The organism is Cryobacterium sp. TMT2-4 (assembly GCF_004402575.1).
Classification (GTDB): Bacteria; Actinomycetota; Actinomycetes; order Actinomycetales; family Microbacteriaceae; genus Cryobacterium; species Cryobacterium sandaracinum.
In genome coordinates this window covers 44,675-61,568 of sequence record NZ_SOGE01000001.1, presented here as the reverse complement: position 1 = coordinate 61,568, position 16,894 = coordinate 44,675, and the positions used below count along the sequence as shown (strand labels likewise).

Sequence of the window (16,894 nt, the reverse complement as noted above, 5' to 3'; positions counted from 1 at the left end):
CAGTTCGACGACAGACACGCTGCTGGATTAAGCTCCTGCCGTCGCTAATCTTCCATACTCCGGCCTATACATCTGTCGCGTCAGCCCAGTCGAGTTTGAGCGATCCGTGCACTCCGACGATCCAACGCTTGCTGTTCGAAGCTATGCGGTCATTCATGGGAACCCCGTCCGGCAAGTCTCGGCCGATTACGAGCAGTCGGGTGGGGGACAGGGGGAACGTGACTGTGCAGATTTCGGCGTCCTTTGACGATGATCCCCACAGGAGTACCGCACCGTCTCCGGTGACAAGACCCTCGACGGGCCACACCTTCCACTCCCACTGATCGAGCCCGAGCGTCGGCAGCCTCAGTACTTCGGGGAGTGATTGGGAGAGCAGCAGCACATCGCCAAGGCCCAACTCGGCCTCTTCAATCTCGCCCCCGGTTTTCAGCACCAGGGCCGGCGCGCGGAGCTTTGTCTGGTCGGCGTACCGACCGCGATCCAGATGCATGTCGAGAAAGGCAATCATTGCGTCGCGCTCTTCATCTGTGAGCGATTGCCCTCCCTTGCGCAGCTTGACGATTACGGGGGTGCCAACGTCCTCGATCTTCGAGTAGGCCTTTTCAAGGTCGAGGGCTAGCACCTTGGGGTCATAGACGTAGCTCACCACCGTGGCGTTGCGGATGGATGATGGAAAGCCGCGCCGATCCTGAATGTCGATCACATCGACGACGTTTTGGCTGACGGCCCAAGCTTCGATGTAACCCTTTGACACCATGTGCCCGCGCTTGACTCCCATAGCCATACCTCCTCGGCTCAACCGTAGCTGCCTCTGGCAGGCCGGAAACGACCGTTTGTGATTCCGAGTACGGCTCCGGGCTCCGGGCTCCGGGCTCCGGGCTCCGGGCTCCGACACTAATCCTTTCCCAATTCGGTCGAAAGTGATCAGACCCAGTCATCTGGCCAACCAGCGCGAACCTGGGGGAATGTTGCCGGAGGGATATTGAACACCCCAGTCGCCCTGGGACGGAATGACGCTCCCAGGATGAGCATCTTCAAATAGTTCAGATCGGTGCCCACTCTGGTCCAACGCTGGCCAGCCTTGTCAGTGCAAAGCAACGCAGCGTAGTCCTGGTCCTTCAGTCCAATCTTCACGGCGTGCGCCGCGGGAATCGTGGCGTATTCACGCGGGGTCAAGGTCGAGGTGTAGTTGCTCATGAGGGTTCTCCTGGATTCAAGCGTCGGATGCTGCATCTACACCGTTGTACGAGGGTGAACCGGGTTTGAACACTCCACCGCTCCCCTGTAATCCTTCTGGAGAACCCGTTGTGAGCGGAGGGTGGCTACAGGGACCTTCTGTGATCCACCGCTCGCAGCCACCAGGTTGGCGGCCGAACGGACCATCGATAGAACCGCGCATGACGTTACTTGGTTTCGTTGGTCAGGGTTGTCCGCTGGTCAAAGGACGGAACCCGCCGTGACGGGTAGCCATCCGGCCATGAGGCAGGATTCAGACATGGACAATTCTGAATGCCCGATTCCTGCCAGCATGAGGCGGCTGCTCGAGGTGCACCGCTTCTGGCACCGGGCGATGGACGGCTACGGCGATCCTGACGAGTATCTTTCGGACTTGAATGCGGCAATTCAGGCGGCCCGAAACACCACCTTTATCCTCCAATCCGAGAAAGCCCGCATTCCAGGCTTCGAGCCTTGGTATGCGCCATGGCAGGAGGCAATGCGTGCTGATCCGATTCTGAAGTGGTTGAACGAGGCGCGAGTGAGGATCGTTCATTCTGGCGACCTGGAGGCCACATCCAAGACAACGATTCGGCTCGAATTTGACTACAACGATGCTGCACGCGAGGTTGCGGAGGACCTGGAAGGCAACCTCACACTCAGCCGGACCGGAGTCCCTGTACCTCCGCTCGCCCGTGTACAGGATTTTTCGAGCTATCTTCGTGATTCCGGTGTTCCTGAATCCTTGGTGAGGGAGGCAACCGTCTCATTTGAGCGGCGGTGGGAGGATGCACAGCTTCCCGGTCGCGAACTCAACGCAGCCTTGGCCCACGTTTACGCGGTCCTCGCTAGTGTTTTGATCAGTGCGCACCAACAAGCGGGCGCGACCTGCAGTCACGGCTACGGGTGCGGAGGTCCTACTCCGGACGGTGCATTGACAACCACAGTGAGGCCTCCTGGCTGTATGGCGACCACCCGCCATCTCCGGACACGGATTGTGGGGGCCGATTCTGGGACCGAGTCTGAAGCTGGCCTGATTTCAGAAGTCGAATTTGACCCGAATCTACGGTCGCAGGGTGCCCTTCGGTACCTTGACGAGACTGGTAGACCCACTGTCGCGTTGGATCAGAGCAATGCTCGCAACATCATCGACCTCCTTCCCGTGCAAATTGAACGCGCAAAGGCAATCCTTCGTTCCGGGGAAGACCATGGTTGGTTTGTAATCTTCTTTCGGGGGCCCAAATACTTGGCGAACCGCCTCCTGGTCGCTGAGAACGCGCAGCAGAAGCGGGAGTTGGCGAAAATGGTCGCGCAACTTGCGCTGGAAGTCGATGCGACGGGCGTTCTCGTGGTGGCGGAAGCGTGGACCAGCCCTTCGCCCTTCGTCGATGGGGAGTTCACTCGTCCGGCCGAGCATCCGGATAAAACGGAAGTACTAGCACTTACAGCGGCAACCATCGGTGGAGTCGAAGTTCAGGCTTTGATCCCGTTCTCTCGCCCTAATGGTCTGGGGGGGGCCGGTGATCTTCGAGGAAACTCAGATCACTCACAACGGGGTTGACAATTTTCTCGCACCATTGCGAGCGGCTTGGGCTTGGAAGAGGCGGACCTACCCCTCGAAGCCTGGCGCTTCTTTCGTCAGGCCGGGGCTGCAGCGAAGCACCCACAATCGTTGAAGGATCAGTCTTCGGGTCTTCGGGTCTTCGGGTCTTCGGGGATCGCTGGTGCGGCGCTCGGTCGCGAATTTCAATACAGAGTCATCTCCCTGGAGTCGAGTTCAGCCGGCGTGCTGCGACTCCCTTTTGACAGCCGCGGCCAGAACGACCGAGACAGATCAAGGGATTGTTGATGGCTACTTGATGGTTGTCGTCACCCGCGGTGAAGTTCGAAAAATGGCCCGCCGCATTTCCGATGCCTGGAGCAAAACCGTCCGCTCAGCTGAAGCCACCGAAGGAGGCTAGAGTCCTGGCCCGTGCCATCTCAGCCTGTCCGGGCGATCCAGGCTGCGGCCGCCTTGCCGACCGAAAGTAGTACTCGTGACGTGTCGTGGGAGCGACGACATCTCGCTCTCCAGCCACCGCGTTCGACGGCCGCCTAGCCCCTTGCGACGGCGCGAGCGGGATGGAGCGATGTGTTCCGCCGGTATCGCTGCCCCAGCTCCTCGATTAGAGCGCAACTGTCTGGCATCGACGTTCTCCCCTGAGGGGATTCAACAGAGCGCGAGGCCTGCGTCAATGACGGGTGAGATGTCGACCTTGAGTCCGTCCACGTCGGGGTTCGCTGACCATATGGGGAAGATGTCCGGCAGGTCGGAGTGGTCGCGGGCAGTGCCGTTCACGGCGTAGGCGGTTCCGTCCGGCGTGTCCAGCATGACAAGTTGCAGAGTCCGTCCGTCAGCGATCTTCTCCTCGCAACGGACGACGACGTAGGGCACGGTGAGTGGCCAATCCACGCCAAAATCGGTGCTGACAAGAAGGCCGGGATTATTCTTCACATCAGCTGGCACGTCGATCGCCTTGCCAGGTTCTTCCTCGGCAGGTGCGTAGTCGGCGCATGTTCCCTCCTGCGGCTCGCCGAGGGTATCACTGGGGAAGGTGACGATGACGTAGCCGGCTACGCCACCTGCCTCGGTTTCTCCTGGACCCCCGCCTGGCCCCCAGTTCCGGTCTACGCAAACTGCTGCCTCATCCAGAACGACTCCAGCGAAAGTCATACCCTCCCAGATCGGCGCGTCGGGTAGCTCGTCCTTAACGAGCTGCTGTGCTCGCTCGACCCGTTCCATGTCGCTGAGCGAAGAGTCCGCAACGGTAGGTGTCGGTGACGCGCTTGGCGGAGCGGGCTCCGGGGCACTGGAACACCCCGAGAGCAGGACAGCGAGAGCAAATGTCCAGATCAGCGCTGCGGAGGTGTTGGCTACGTGCATGCTCAGACTCTATCGACCCGTCCATGGCTGAGGTGTCGAGACCCGCCACATCGAGAAGGAGCGGCCGCTGGAAGTGCGAACGAGAGAACCCGATCCTCGAGGCCCGGATGTGCCCCCGGGCGCGCGACCACTGCTAAGGCTCAAACTGGGTGCTCGAGTCCGACGAGGTAAGCGGTGTCTGCACTGGTCCCTAGACCACTAACCTGACAGGCAGATACGGGGATATTCTGCCGGATCAGCCTGCACCGGCACTGGGGGGAAACGCAATGCTTCGACACTTGAGGATCGGCTACGAGCGGGTAGTCAAGCACGTCGTAATGACGGGGCTAGGCCTCATTGCGTTGGGAATGATGCTGACCTTCCTTTCCATCGTGCCGCGTGATGCCTGGTGGAGAACGACCATCGCAAGCGCAGCAGGCGTCTGCATTGGACTTGGACTCAATCTGCTTCTACTTGCTTGGGCCGAGCATCGAAAGAAGAATTCGGCAGCAGCGTCCCGTGAGGGCACATCCGAGCCCTGGCAAGGTTGGGCCATCTGGGCTATCACCGCGCTCGTGTTCTTTGTCGCTTACCTGCTGCTACTCGTCTTTGCACCTCGGGGCGATTTCTTCATGGGCCTTACTGTTACTTGCCTTGCCTTCGGAGTCCCATCTCTGGCTACAGCGCTGAACCGCTATTTCCCTGGAAAATACACGCCCGGATGGTTCCTTTTTCCGTTCTTCTGCGACGCAATGATGCTGACGGCCTTTGCCAATATTCCTGCCGCTGAAGGGGTGATCACCGGTATTGCACTGCTCTTCCCAGGGCTGGTTGTCGCTTTCGTCGTCGCTATCTGGGCGTACAAGATTAGGAACACCGACAAGCATGAATATGTGAAAGGAACTGAGACAGCTCGCGGCATTCTGGGTGCGTGGACGCTCATATGGCTTCTGACTGGTTTCTACTCCATGACAGGGCAGCCCATCTCAACCACGGATCCCTATTCGCCACTGACGGTTTTGCTGGCTCTCGTGACGATCGGTTCTGTAGTGGCCGCAATCACGTCGGGGTACACACAGTACGTTGAGGCATCTCAAGGACTACCGCTGGACCAGGCGGCAACAGTCACAAGTTCGACCTGATGGTTGAGATGCGACGCCATTTGACACTCAACGAGACGAAATTCGTAGATGGGTTTTCCGCCAGCCAAGAAATGTAACCCTGGTGTTACACAAGACTGCGTCCCCCATGACACACACGTTTCTCGAATCTCAAATGGCGCCGGTTTGAGCCCCTACCGATCTGCGGAGTTCATCAAGGGTGAGTTTTCGAGGGCCCGGCTTGAGACGTGGTGTGTTGTATGAGCCGTTCCTTTCGAGAAGTTCCTGGCTAAACAGGCCCCGGACCATCCTCCATTTAGGAATGGGTACGCCGTGTGTATCGTTCCACTCCTGTACGTCCCGCATCGCCTGTTGCGTGAGCGAGGACAGTTCCTTAGTTGACAAGCCTCTTAGAGCCTCCACCTCCTCGGCGCTGGCAGCCCTACGGGCTTTCTCGCGAAGCCCCAAGAGGTAGCCGATCTGAGGAGTGTGTTCTTGGTCCGGGTTCCGGAGCTTCTTTATCCACGTATCCGCTTGGTCCGAGGTCGTCTGGTATCTGAGCTTCTTTTCCACGTCCGGGGCGATGCTTAGGTGAAGTGATGCCATGAGGCCTCTGATCGCCCTGATCTGGCCCTCAGAAGCCATCGTTTTGAAGTCGGCATCTGTGCGCGAGAATTGCGTTCTGACACGTTTGCTTGGAGTTGGCATAGTTCACCTCTTATTGAATCTTGGGGATGAACGTCCTGTCCTTATCCACCCCCACGAGGGGGTAGAAATCCTCCCTTACCCATTCAGCTCAGATTTGACGGCCTCTAAGAAGAAACCACTGAGCAGGGCGAGGGGCGGACTTCCACGTCCCTCGTAATACGAGTTCGGCAGTGTATCTCCCAAGCACAATTGTGATCGGCCAGGGGGTGCCGGCCAGGCGTAATTCACTGAATGACCCATTACGTTACTCATTCGTTACATTGGGAAGTCAGCGCGCAGAGCCCCTGGTCGGGCAGATAACAGGCAGGAGCACTGGAACGGGAGCGTGCCGAACGGTCGGCCTATTGGGCTTCTGGAACCTCGTTGAGGCTGGTCGCCCTCAGATGCGTAATCTGAATTCGGTCTCTGGAGCGTCCGACATCGACAGTCACACTCAATAGGTTCTTCAACAGTTCGCGCTGATGGATTAGCGGAAGGCTCGTGAATCGTTCTCGGAGTGCCTTCTTTGCGTCGACCGCCTTGGCAAAGTCCACTCGCTTTCCGGTGAACAAACTCGCTTTGAGACCCAGAGCCATTGCCCCCTGCGCCGACGTGCGTCGGATTTCGGCCAGCTCACCTTCCAGGCCCATTTCCTGCTTTTTGAGGCTATCCAGTTGCTTTGCTGCCTCCCCTTGGCTGATGTGATCATCGACTACGAGGGACACCACACGCTGCCTGGCTCCTCGCACCTTGGAGAGTTTCGCCTGCAAATCATCGGTGGGAACAGCCTTGTGATCAGCGATCAGGTTGGTGGGTCCGAAGATGAAAGCGGCCACGATCGCCTCTGTGATGAGGGGGTCGAGGATGTCGGTCTGTACAGTCGGGTGCCGCCTGCCATCCGACTGAACGTTCATCTTGGTTGCACAGCGGTAGATCGGAACGGACACCCCCTTGAGATTGGCCCGCGCAGACCGCATGACGGAACCGCATACCCCGCAGGTGATCAGGCCTGCGGCCAGGTGCGACTGTTTCCTGCCTGCGGCAGTGCGCCTCTTGGGATCACTGAGAATCGCACAGGTAGCCTCCCAGTCCTCCCTTGTGACGACGGCCTCCCAAACCGCTGTGATCCCCTCCTGAATGACACCCTGGCGGACGACAAGGCCTGCGTTCCGGGGGCGCTTCAGCATCTGTTGAACAGTGGCCCAACTCCAAGGATTACCCTGCGTAGTGAGGACGCCTTCCTGGTTCCACTTCTTGATAATTGAGTAGACACTGCCCCCGTCCTGTATTGTCAGGTACGCCCAAGCCAGCTCGGCAGCCTCTTCTGGTTCCAAGTCGATCCGGTTGCGAGCATAGCCAAAGGGGCGAGTTCCCCAGAGGGGTTTGCCGTTCATGGTCTCATCCTCGAAACGCGCCTTCAGACGATCAGACTTGACGGTGGACTCGTACTGAGCAATGGCCCCTGAGATTGTTCCCATCAGGCCACCGGGAGCATTCGAGGGGTCGAGCTGTCCGCCACCAAGGGTGTGCCACTTCACACCAGCCTTTGCACATTCGACTTGAAAGCCCATCTTCTCCTCTGAGTTTCGAGTGAAGCGGTCCTCGGCGGTGGCCAACACAATGTCGAAATCCTTGGCTTTGACACCATCAATTAGTTTCAGCCAGCCGTGGCGGGTCTTACCCGACCAGCCGCTGACGCCGTCGTCTGAGAAAGCGTCCACCACTGTGTAGCCGTTGTCCTTGGCCAGCTTCCTGAGACGCTTCTCTTGAAGTTCCACCTTGTCGAACTTCTCGTCCGTCTGGCTGATGCGCATGTATAGGGCTGCTCTCATAATTGTCTTACTCTATATCCACTAGCCCGCTGTTCAGGGCGATGAGCAGGTCGAGACTCTCGGCTTCGCGCACCTCGCCGACGATCAGCCGGTCGGGGCGCATCCGCAGCGACTCCTTGATCAGGCGGCGCAGGGTGATCTCCCCGGTTCCCTCGAGGCTCGGCTGGCGGCACTGCATCGCCACGACGTCGCGCGCGGCCAGGTCGAGTTCGAACGTCTCCTCCACCGTCACGATGCGCTCGTTCTTGCGCGTGGCCGAGAGCAGGGCGTTGAGCATGGTGGTCTTGCCGGTCTGGGTGGCACCGGAGACGAGGATGTTCTGCCCGGCCAGCACGCACATGCGCAGAAACTCGGACGATTGCTGCGTGAGCGACCCGAGCCCGACCAGCTGGTTCAGGTCGCGGATGCGCCGGGTGAACTTGCGAATATTGACCGCCCAGTGCTGGCGCGTGATATCCGGGATGACCACGTGTAACCGCGACCCGTCGGGCAGAGAGGCATCGACGAACGGGGAGGAGAGGTCGACGCGGCGGCCGGAGGCCTGCAGCATCCGCTCGACCAGGTCGCGCACCTCCCGCGCGGTGAGCACCATGGTGGTCAGCTCGGGCACCCCGTCGCGGGCCACGAACACCCGGCTGGGCGCGTTGATCCAGATTTCCTCGATGCCGGGATCGTCGAGGAACGGTTGCAGCGCCCCGAACCCGGTCAGTGAGGCCACGACCTCGCGCGCCGCCTGGCGCTCGTCGGCGATCAGCGGCAGGGAGTTGCCGAGCGCCCGCTCGGCGTAGCGCTGCACCTCGTCGCGCACGTACTGCTCGGCGAGCCCGGAGTTCGACGCCAGGTCGACGCCGTCGCGACGCACCCGAGTGCGAACCTGCTCGGTGATGATGCGCACGGCTTCGCTCATTCCTGCATGATCGCCCATCCCTCGCCGACCACGCCCGACTTATCCACAGCCACGCGCCCGGAGACGTGCAGATCTGGCCGACCCGTGCGGCGATGCGACAGTGCGGTGGCCCCGGTGCCCGGTCCAGAGAGGTGGCCAACGCTCACGGGCGGGGCTCTCCCTCGAAGTACACTGGAAGCGCACTTCGCGGGAGTGGTGAAATTGGCAGACACGCAGGATTTAGGTTCCTGTGCTTTCGAGCGTGGGGGTTCAAGTCCCCTCTCCCGCACATGAGTCACATCTCGGCCCTGGACGGCCAATTGAACGAACTGCTGGAGAGTACCAGCGTCGTTCTGTTCTACCTGCTCGTTTGGGCCCTGGTCTTCGCCGGAACGGCGGTGTTCCTTGGGGTCTTCATCCCGTTCATCACCGGCGACTCCCTGCTTTTCGGCTCCGGCCTGGTGGCTGCATCCACGCCGAGCCTGAGCATCGCCGTTCTGGCCGTCGGAACCGGCATCGCCGCGTTCCTGGGTGACCAGGTCGGTTTCCTGCTCGGGCGCCACTTCGGCCGCTCCTACCTGGACCGCCACGGCGGCCGCCACACCCGCACGGCCATCGCCAAGACGGAGACCTTCTACCGCAAGTACGGCTGGTGGTCAGTGGTCGTCGCCCGGTTCATGCCATGGGGCCGCGTCTTCGTGCCCGTGATCGCCGGCGTCGGCCGCATGAACTACTACACGTTCCTGACCAGCAATCTGGTCGGAGCCCTGGCCTGGGGCGTGGGTCTTACTCTGACCGGCTACTACGCGGCCGCCATCCCTGGCGTGAAGAGCACCGCCTATGTCATCGCCGGGGTCTTCATCACCGCCTCAATCATCTTCGGCATGCGCACCCTGCTGATGGATCGCGCCCAGAACCGGCTGGATGCCCGCAGCGCGCTCCCCGACGACCCGACAGTGGTCCAGGCTCCCTGACCCACTGCGAGCCCACGGCGCACTGTCGGAAAACCGCGTTAGCCTATAACAGAGCACACAGTGATCCCGCCGCCCGGCCGATCTGACCGACGCCCACAGGAGTTTCTTAGTGATTCATACAGCCCTGCTTCCCACGGCAGTCATCCCCTGGCTCGACCCGGAAGTCCTGATCAACGGGTTCGGACCCTGGGCCCTCCTGGGCGTCTGCGCGATCGTCTTCGCCGAGACCGGCCTGCTGGTGGGGTTTTTGCTTCCCGGCGACACCCTGCTGGTCATCACCGGCCTGCTGACCTTTGCCGGGGTCATCCAGATCGACATCTGGTGGGTGGCCCTGGCCATCGGATTCTCGGCCTTTTTCGGCGGAGAAGTCGGCTATCTGATCGGGCACAAGTTCGGGCCCAGGGTCTTCGAGCGCAAAGAATCCGGTTTGTTCAGCATCAAGAACGTCGAGCGCACGAACGCGTTCTTCGTTCGCTTCGGCGGCGTGGCCGTCATCGTGGCCCGCTTCGTGCCGATCGTGCGCACCTTCGCCCCGGTCGCGGCCGGCGTCGGCCACATGGACTACCGCAAATACTCGCTGTACAACCTGATCGGCGCCCTCCTCTGGGGCACCGGCCTCACCTACTTCGGCTTCTTCCTGGGCTACATCCCGCCAGTCGCAGATTTCGTTCAGAACTACATCGACATCATCTTGCTGGCCGCGGTCTTCATCACGCTCATCCCCACCGTCTTCCACTACCTACAGTCCGCGTCCAGAGCCCGCCGGGACGCACGCACCGGACGGACCATCCAAACCGGAAGCCTCGTCCTCGACGCCGACGCCTTCGAGGACATCCACAAGCACACGCACGACGAGCACAAGCACGACCTCTGAGCTCAACGCAGTCGGACTCAACACAGTCCGGGCTCAACACAGTCCGGGCTGCTCCCGGCGGGTCACGCTACCGGTGCGGGTTCTCCTCGTGCGCCGCGTGCTCGGCCGGCTCGAGCTGGAACGTCGAGTGGTCCACATCGAAATGGTCGGCCAGACACGCGGAAAGCTCATCGAGAAGTGCGCCGGAGCCACCCGAGCCGAGCACCACAGGTTCGACCACGACGTGGGCACTGAAGACGTGGGCTCCGGAGGTGATCATCCACACGTGCACATCGTGCACCGCCACCACGCCGTTCGTTTCCAGCAGGTGCCGTCGGATCTCTGCGACATCCGTTGCGGCCGGCACCGATTCGCTCAGCACCCGCACCACGTCGCGCAGCAGCACGAGGGCTCGGGGCGCGATCATGCCGGCGATGACCAGCGACGCGATCGCATCGGCCTGTACAAAGCCCGTCACCAGGATGACCCCGGCCGCGGCGATGACCGCCACTGAGCCCAGGGTGTCCCCGAGCACCTCGAGGTAAGCGCCGCGCATATTGATCGACGACTCAGCCGCCGGGCGCAGCAGGAGCAGGGCCGCAACGTTGGCCAAGAGGCCGATCACGGCCACGACCAGCATGGGAGTTGCCCGCACCTCGCTGCCGCCGGCGTCGACCAGTCGGCCGACGGCGCCGATCACGACGGCGATGGCAACCCCCACCAGGATGAGCCCGTTCAGCAGGGCGCCGAACACCTCGGCCCGTTGGTAACCGAACGTCTGCCGGTCGGTAGCCGGCCGCGCGGCCACCACGGTGGCCGTCAGAGCGATGATCAGACCCGCGAGGTCGGAGAACATGTGGCCGGCATCCGCCAGCAGGGCCAGGGAACCGGTCAGCCAGGCGCCGACGACCTCCACCACGAGCACCGCGGCGACAATCCCGATCGCCACCGACAGACGCGCACGGTTCGTCTGCGAGGTGTGCGCGTGATCATGGCCCATGCCTCCACGCTAGGGCCGCGGGCACCCGGCCGCCAGTTCAGCCGTCAGTTGGGAATGAGTGCCGTTCTCAGCAGTCGAGACGGATGCGCCGGTCAGGCTTCCAGCAGCGTCTCCAGCACCGGAATCAGCTTGCCGAAGGCCCTCGCCCGGTGGCTGTGCTCGTTCTTCACGTTCGGGGTCAGCTCGGCGGCGGAGATCGCATAGCCGTCGGGCAGGAAGATCGGGTCGTAGCCGAAGCCGCCGGCGCCGCTCGGCTCGGTCAGGATCTGCCCGAGCCATTCCCCGGTCACGTGCCACTCCGTGCCGTCGGGCATGGCCAGCGCGGCGACGCAGGTGAAGTGTCCGCCGCGGTGCTCGGCGGCCACATCGCCCAACTGCCAGAGCAGCAGCTGCAGGTTCTGGTCGGAGTCCCGGGCGGGCCCGGCCCAGCGGGCCGAGAAGATGCCGGGTGAACCGCCGAGGACGTTCACGCAGATGCCGGAGTCGTCGGCGATGGCCGGCAGACCGGTGTGCGCGGCGGCGGCGCGCGCCTTGATCAGAGCGTTCTCGGCGAAGGTGACGCCGTCTTCGACCGGCTCGGGGCCGTCGTAGGCCAGCACGTCGAGGTCGGGGAGCCGGGGGGCGAGGATGCGCCGCAGCTCCTCGACCTTGTGCTGGTTGTGGGTGGCGAGAACGACCTGCATGGCCCTAGCGCCCCAGCGCCGTCGTCTGGAACTCGGTCAGGGAGATCGTCCCGGCCAGCGCCAGGTCGAGCAGAGAATTAAGTTCGGTGCGGTCGAACGGCGCGGCCTCGGCCGTGCCCTGCACCTCCACGAAGAGGCCGCGGCCGGTTACGACCACGTTCATGTCGGTCTCGGCACGGGAGTCTTCGGTGTAGGCAAGGTCGAGCATGGACTCACCGCCGACGATGCCCACGGAGATGGCCGCGACGCTGTCGATCAGAGGCTGGGCCTTCTGGCTGAGGAACTTCTTCTCCCTGCCCCACTCGAGGGCGTCGGCCAGGGCCACGTAGGCTCCCGTGATGGCCGCGGTGCGGGTACCGCCATCGGCCTGGAGCACGTCGCAGTCCAACACAATGGTGTTCTCGCCGAGCGCTTTCATGTCGACCACGGCGCGCAGGCTGCGTCCGACCAGGCGGCTGATCTCGTGGGTGCGCCCGCCGATGCGGCCCCTGACCGATTCGCGGTCCATCCGAGAGTCGGTGGAGCGCGGCAGCATGGAGTACTCGGCCGTGACCCAGCCCTTGCCCTTGCCGGCCATCCAGCGAGGTACGCCGTTGGTGAACGAGGCCGTGCAGAGCACCTTGGTGCGCCCGAACGAGATCAGGGCCGACCCTTCGGCCTGGTCGCTCCAACCGCGCTCGATCGTGACGGGGCGCAGCTGGTCGTTCGTTCGTCCGTCTACGCGCACGGTGTCGGTCACGGGGTCTCCTTGGGGTTGGGATGCGATGCGGCGAACTCGGCAAGCTCGCTCAAACTGAAGGACCCGGTCTCGACCAGGTCGACACGACCGATTTCCGGCCCGATCAGCCGGTGAGCCAGGTGCAGAAAATCGTCGGTGCTGTCGCCGGTGGCCTCGTACCGGTAGCTGGGTGGCGCCTGCTCGGTGCGTTCCAGGCCCTGGCTCACCAGCAGCCGGTACACGTCGTTGGCCGTCTCAGTGTCGCTGGAGACGAGGGTCACGGTGTCCCCCATCACGTAGGAGATGGCACCGCGCAGGAAGGGGTAGTGCGTGCATCCGAGAACGAGCGTGTCGACTTCCGCGGCCCGCAGCGGGGCGAGATAGCCTTCGGCGACCGACAGTAGTTCGTCGCCCGTGGTGATTCCCGCCTCGACGAATTCGACGAACCGTGGGCAGGCCTGCGTCAGGAGCTGGATGTCGGTGGCCGCGGCGAACGCGTCGTCGTAGGCGCGCGATTTGACTGTGCCCAGTGTTCCGATCACGCCGACCCGGTTGTTGCGGGTGGTGCGCACGGCACGGCGCACGGCCGGTTGGATGACCTCGACCACGGGAACGCTGTAGCGCTCACGGGCATCCCGGAGCATCGCGGCCGAAGCGGTGTTGCAGGCGATGACCAGCATTTTCACATCTTGGGCAATCAGGTCGTCGAGAACGTCAAGGGCGAAACCGCGCACATCCGCGATCCTCTTCGGGCCATAAGGAGAATGCGCAGTGTCTCCGATATAGAGGATCGATTCATTCGGCAGTTGATCCTTGATTGCCCGGGCGACAGTCAGGCCGCCCACTCCGGAATCAAAGATTCCAATCGGTGCATCCGTCACGACGGTCGAGCCTAGTCGGAATCCCTGACCCCCACCCGTGTACGCGCGGCACCCGGTCCGGCGCGGCCGGAGATCACCTCTCGGACAGGAAGATTGACGGCATGTTCCCAGTCTCGCCCCGGTAGCGTCAGCACGTTCCATTCGGGGAATATGGCCGTAACTACACTCGGAATATGGCTCCCGCCAACCGACGGACGCCGCAACAGAATGACGTCACATTCGTTGTTTGAGGAGATGATCGCCGTGAATGATCGAGTCGTAATCACCGGGCTGGGCGCCTTGACGCCCCTGGGCAACAATTGGCGCGACACGTGGTCGGGTCTCACCGGCGGCCGCAGCGGCGTAGCCCGGATCACCCAATTCGATCCCGCCGGTCTGCCGACGCAGATCGCCGGCGAGGTGAAGAACTTCATTCCGGCCGAGCGGATGACCGTGAAGCAGGTCAAGCGCGCATCCCGAGCCTCGCAGCTCGCGATCGCCGCAGCCCGCGAGGCGGTGACTGACGCCGGTTTCGGCGCCTCCATGGAAGGCATCGACACGGCGGTCGTCGTCAACAGCGCCGTGAGCGGCTTCGCGGAGATCCAGGAAGCCACCGAGCTCGTCAACTCCGGCGACTCCCGGCGCATCCCGCCGCGCTTCGTGCCCTCCGCCCTGTTGAACATGGCCGCCTGCGAGATCGCGATCGACCTCGGCGTCCACGGACCGGTCAACGCGAGTGCCCTTGCCTGCGCCAGCGGAGCCTACGCACTCCTCGAGGCACGCACCATGCTCGTCATGGGTGACGCCGACGTCGTCATCGCCGGCGGGGTCGAGGCTGCGATCACGCCCGTCATGTTCGCGGGCCTGAACGCCATGCACGCGGCCTCCAAGAACAACGATTCCCCGGCCGAGGCCTCTCGGCCGTTCGACGCCGACCGCAACGGACTCGTCTTCGGTGAGGGAGCGGTCATCTTCGTGATGGAGCTGCTCTCCCACGCCCGAGCCCGCGGCGCCCAGATCTACGCGGAGGTGCTGGGCGGCGCCCTCACCAGCGACGGCCACAGCATCGTCGCGCCCGAACCCACCGGCAAGTTCGCGAGCCTGGCCATGACCCGCGCACTCATCAAGTCGAAGTTGAACCCGAGCGACATCGACATGATCTGCGCCCACGGCACGTCCACCCAAGCCAACGACCGGGCCGAGACCTCGGCGATACGCCAGGCACTCGGGCACGCTGCCGATTCCATCGCCGTCACCGCCCCCAAGTCGATGACCGGCCACATGATCGGCGCCGCGGGTGCCCTCTCCGGCCTGCTCTGCGCCCTGTCGGTCCGAACCGGCATCATCCCGCCCACCATCAACTACACGACCCCGGACCCGGATTGCACGCTCGACTACGTGCCGCGGGTCGCCCGGGAGAAGCCGGTGAAGTTCGCCCTGGCGAATGCGTTCGGCTTCGGCGGGCAGAACTGCATCGTCGCCTTCGGGGCGCTGTAGGCCTTCTGCTCCGACAAGAACACGTATCGGGCCGGGCGGATAAGCTTTCCGGGTGACCGAAACCTCAGCATTCCGCACCGACCGGTACGAACTCACCATGGTGGACGCCGCGATCCAAAGTGGAACCGCCGCACGAGAGTGCCAGTTCGAGGCCTTCGCCCGGCACCTCCCCTCCGGCCGCCGCTACGGCATCGTGGCCGGCACCGGGCGGCTGCTCGATCTCATCCGGGCCTTCCGGTTCACGGATGCCGAACTCACCTGGCTGAGAGACAACCGTGTGGTGCGCGAGCCCACCATCGCCTGGCTCGCCGACTACGCCTTCCGCGGCACCATCTGGGGCTACCGGGAAGGCGAGGCCTACTTCCCGGGCTCGCCCCTGATCACGGTGGACGGCACCTTCGCCGAATGCGTCATCCTCGAAACCCTGATTCTCAGCGTGCTCAACTACGACAGCTCCGTCGCCAGCGCGGCCGCACGGATGGTCTCGGTCAGCCTGGGCCGCCCCCTCGCCGAAATGGGTTCGCGCCGCACTGGCGAGTACTCCGGGGTCGCCGCCGCCCGGGCCGCCTACATAGCCGGTTTCGCCTCGACCAGCAACCTGGAGGCCGGCCGCAGCTGGGGCGTGCCCACCATGGGCACCGCCGCCCACTCCTTCACTCTCCTGCACGACAGCGAGGAAGACGCCTTCCGTGCCCAGATCGCGGCCTTCGGACCGGCCACCACTCTGCTCGTGGACACCTTCGACGTCGCCGCGGGCATCGAACTGGCCGTCAGGGTGGCCGGACCGGCGCTCGGGTCGATCCGGATCGACTCCGGCGACCTGCCGACCAGGGTGGCGGAGGCCCGCAGCCAACTGGACTCGCTCGGTGCCGTCAACACGCACATCACCGTCACCAGCGACCTCGACGAGTTCTCCATCGCCGCCCTGTCCGCGTCGCCCGTGGACGCCTTCGGCGTGGGCACATCGGTGGTGACCGGTTCGGGCTCCCCCGCCGCCGGGATGGTCTACAAACTCGTCGCGCACCGCGACGACGCCGGAGACTGGGTGCCCGTCGCCAAGACCTCACCCGCGAAGAGCTCGGTCGGCGGCCGAAAGCGGGCCGTGCGCCGGCTCGACTCCGCCGGGATCGCGCGCGCCGAGGTCGTCCTGATCGGCGAGGATCCGGCCGACTCCACTCCGCCCGCAGAGCCTTCGGGCCGGGACCGCGTGCTGCTGGTGCCTCTGATCACCGACGGCGTGATCGACGAAAGTTACCTCGGGGCGGCCGGCACGACCCGCGCCCGCGCGCACCACGCAGCCGTCATGCAGGAATTGCCGATCGAGGCCTTCCGCCTCGGGCGCGGCGACCCCGTCATCCCGACCCTGTACCGGTAGCGCTCAACCGGCAGGTCAGGCCTTCATCTTCTCGTAGATGGCCTTGCAGGCCGGGCAGACCGGGAACTTCTCCGGGTCGCGTCCGGGCAGCCACTTCTTGCCGCAGAGGGCGCGCACCGGCTTGCCGGAAATAGCCGATTCGAGAATCTTGTCTTTGGGCACGTAATGCGAAAAACGCTCGTGGTCGCCCGGCTCGATGTGCTCCTGGTTGAGGAGTTGCTCGAGCTCACGGTCGAGCGTCGAGGTGCCGCCGCCGCTGCCGGGGTTTCCGGGTTCTGCGATGCTCGCGCGAAAGTGATCAGTCATGCACTC

General features: G+C 63.3%; 17 protein-coding genes, 1 tRNA gene and 1 pseudogene. 7 read left to right on the top strand and 12 right to left on the bottom strand.

All coding sequences use genetic code 11. The annotated features are described in order from the left end of the window. Positions 1-64: 64 nt before the first annotated feature. Together E3O54_RS00290 and E3O54_RS00285 are read right to left on the bottom strand one after the other, a co-directional pair. Positions 65-778 carry a DUF4238 domain-containing protein gene (locus E3O54_RS00290; RefSeq protein ID WP_166805174.1) on the bottom strand — a complete coding sequence of 238 codons (714 nt, stop codon included), beginning with the start codon at positions 776-778 and terminating at the stop codon, positions 65-67. Positions 779-924: 146 nt separating this feature from the next. Then, positions 925-1,197 carry a hypothetical protein gene (locus E3O54_RS00285; RefSeq protein ID WP_134400694.1) on the bottom strand — a complete coding sequence of 91 codons (273 nt, stop codon included), beginning with the start codon at positions 1,195-1,197 and terminating at the stop codon, positions 925-927. A 298-nt stretch (positions 1,198-1,495) separates the two neighbouring features. Between E3O54_RS00285 and E3O54_RS00280 the strand changes: the two genes are divergently transcribed. Then, entirely contained in the window at positions 1,496-2,776 is a 1,281-nt protein-coding gene (locus E3O54_RS00280) for a hypothetical protein (RefSeq protein WP_134400693.1), read from the top strand. 648 nt (positions 2,777-3,424) lie between these two features. Here E3O54_RS00280 and E3O54_RS00275 read toward each other — a convergent pair. Beyond that, positions 3,425-3,997 carry a DUF2511 domain-containing protein gene (locus E3O54_RS00275; protein WP_241976695.1) on the bottom strand — a complete coding sequence of 191 codons (573 nt, stop codon included), beginning with the start codon at positions 3,995-3,997 and terminating at the stop codon, positions 3,425-3,427. Between the two features lie 488 nt (positions 3,998-4,485). Between E3O54_RS00275 and E3O54_RS00270 the strand changes: the two genes are divergently transcribed. Further along, a complete protein-coding gene (locus E3O54_RS00270; protein WP_134400691.1) occupies positions 4,486-5,259 on the top strand; it encodes a hypothetical protein in 774 nt (257 codons plus the stop codon). Positions 5,260-5,388: 129 nt separating this feature from the next. Here E3O54_RS00270 and E3O54_RS00265 read toward each other — a convergent pair whose 3' ends face one another. The 4 genes and pseudogenes from E3O54_RS00265 to E3O54_RS16130 all read right to left on the bottom strand — a co-directional run bounded on the left by E3O54_RS00265 (position 5,389) and on the right by E3O54_RS16130 (position 8,789). Beyond that, positions 5,389-5,925 carry a hypothetical protein gene (locus E3O54_RS00265; protein WP_166805173.1) on the bottom strand — a complete coding sequence of 179 codons (537 nt, stop codon included), beginning with the start codon at positions 5,923-5,925 and terminating at the stop codon, positions 5,389-5,391. Positions 5,926-6,266: 341 nt separating this feature from the next. Continuing rightward, complete coding sequence (locus tag E3O54_RS00260; protein ID WP_166805172.1) at positions 6,267-7,718, bottom strand: recombinase family protein; 1,452 nt, start codon at positions 7,716-7,718, stop codon at positions 6,267-6,269. A gap of 40 nt (positions 7,719-7,758) precedes the next feature. After that, positions 7,759-8,643 (bottom strand): annotated as a pseudogene (locus tag E3O54_RS00255) (CpaF family protein); the annotation flags it as partial. After that, on the bottom strand, positions 8,640-8,789 hold the full coding sequence (locus tag E3O54_RS16130) for a hypothetical protein (protein WP_166790071.1): 150 nt from the start codon (positions 8,787-8,789) through the stop codon (positions 8,640-8,642). The pseudogene E3O54_RS00255 and the gene E3O54_RS16130, both read right to left, overlap by 4 nt. 40 nt (positions 8,790-8,829) lie before the next feature. On the opposite strand from E3O54_RS16130, the gene E3O54_RS00250 reads away from it, so the two are divergent. The 3 genes from E3O54_RS00250 (at position 8,830) to E3O54_RS00240 (ending at position 10,470) form a co-directional block, all read left to right on the top strand. Then, positions 8,830-8,911: transfer RNA gene (locus E3O54_RS00250), tRNA-Leu, on the top strand. 1 nt (position 8,912) lies between these two features. After that, entirely contained in the window at positions 8,913-9,596 is a 684-nt protein-coding gene (locus E3O54_RS00245; RefSeq protein ID WP_134400687.1) for a DedA family protein, read from the top strand. Positions 9,597-9,705: 109 nt separating this feature from the next. Continuing rightward, complete coding sequence (locus E3O54_RS00240; protein ID WP_370247015.1) at positions 9,706-10,470, top strand: DedA family protein; 765 nt, start codon at positions 9,706-9,708, stop codon at positions 10,468-10,470. Between the two features lie 67 nt (positions 10,471-10,537). Here E3O54_RS00240 and E3O54_RS00235 read toward each other — a convergent pair whose 3' ends face one another. The 4 genes from E3O54_RS00235 to murI all read right to left on the bottom strand — a co-directional run bounded on the left by E3O54_RS00235 (position 10,538) and on the right by murI (position 13,731). Beyond that, positions 10,538-11,449, bottom strand: a complete 912-nt coding sequence (locus tag E3O54_RS00235) for a cation diffusion facilitator family transporter (protein ID WP_104100212.1) — start codon at positions 11,447-11,449, stop codon at positions 10,538-10,540. A gap of 92 nt (positions 11,450-11,541) precedes the next feature. Then, complete coding sequence (gene rdgB / locus E3O54_RS00230; protein ID WP_104100213.1) at positions 11,542-12,132, bottom strand: RdgB/HAM1 family non-canonical purine NTP pyrophosphatase; 591 nt, start codon at positions 12,130-12,132, stop codon at positions 11,542-11,544. A gap of 4 nt (positions 12,133-12,136) precedes the next feature. Further along, entirely contained in the window at positions 12,137-12,871 is a 735-nt protein-coding gene (rph, locus tag E3O54_RS00225) for a ribonuclease PH (protein ID WP_104100214.1), read from the bottom strand. After that, positions 12,868-13,731, bottom strand: coding sequence for a glutamate racemase (murI, locus tag E3O54_RS00220; protein WP_134400686.1), 864 nt, complete (start codon positions 13,729-13,731; stop codon positions 12,868-12,870). Before murI ends, rph begins: the two co-directional genes overlap by 4 nt. Positions 13,732-13,974: 243 nt before the next feature. On the opposite strand from murI, the gene E3O54_RS00215 reads away from it, so the two are divergent. After that, positions 13,975-15,207, top strand: a complete 1,233-nt coding sequence (locus E3O54_RS00215) for a beta-ketoacyl synthase (protein WP_198411397.1) — start codon at positions 13,975-13,977, stop codon at positions 15,205-15,207. A gap of 52 nt (positions 15,208-15,259) precedes the next feature. After that, on the top strand, positions 15,260-16,582 hold the full coding sequence (locus tag E3O54_RS00210; protein ID WP_104100217.1) for a nicotinate phosphoribosyltransferase: 1,323 nt from the start codon (positions 15,260-15,262) through the stop codon (positions 16,580-16,582). Positions 16,583-16,597: 15 nt separating this feature from the next. Here the strand turns inward: E3O54_RS00210 and E3O54_RS00205 are convergent, their stop codons facing one another. Continuing rightward, positions 16,598-16,888 (bottom strand): DUF3039 domain-containing protein, encoded by a 291-nt coding sequence (locus E3O54_RS00205; RefSeq protein WP_104100218.1) that lies wholly within the window; start codon positions 16,886-16,888, stop codon positions 16,598-16,600. Positions 16,889-16,894 lie beyond the last annotated feature (6 nt).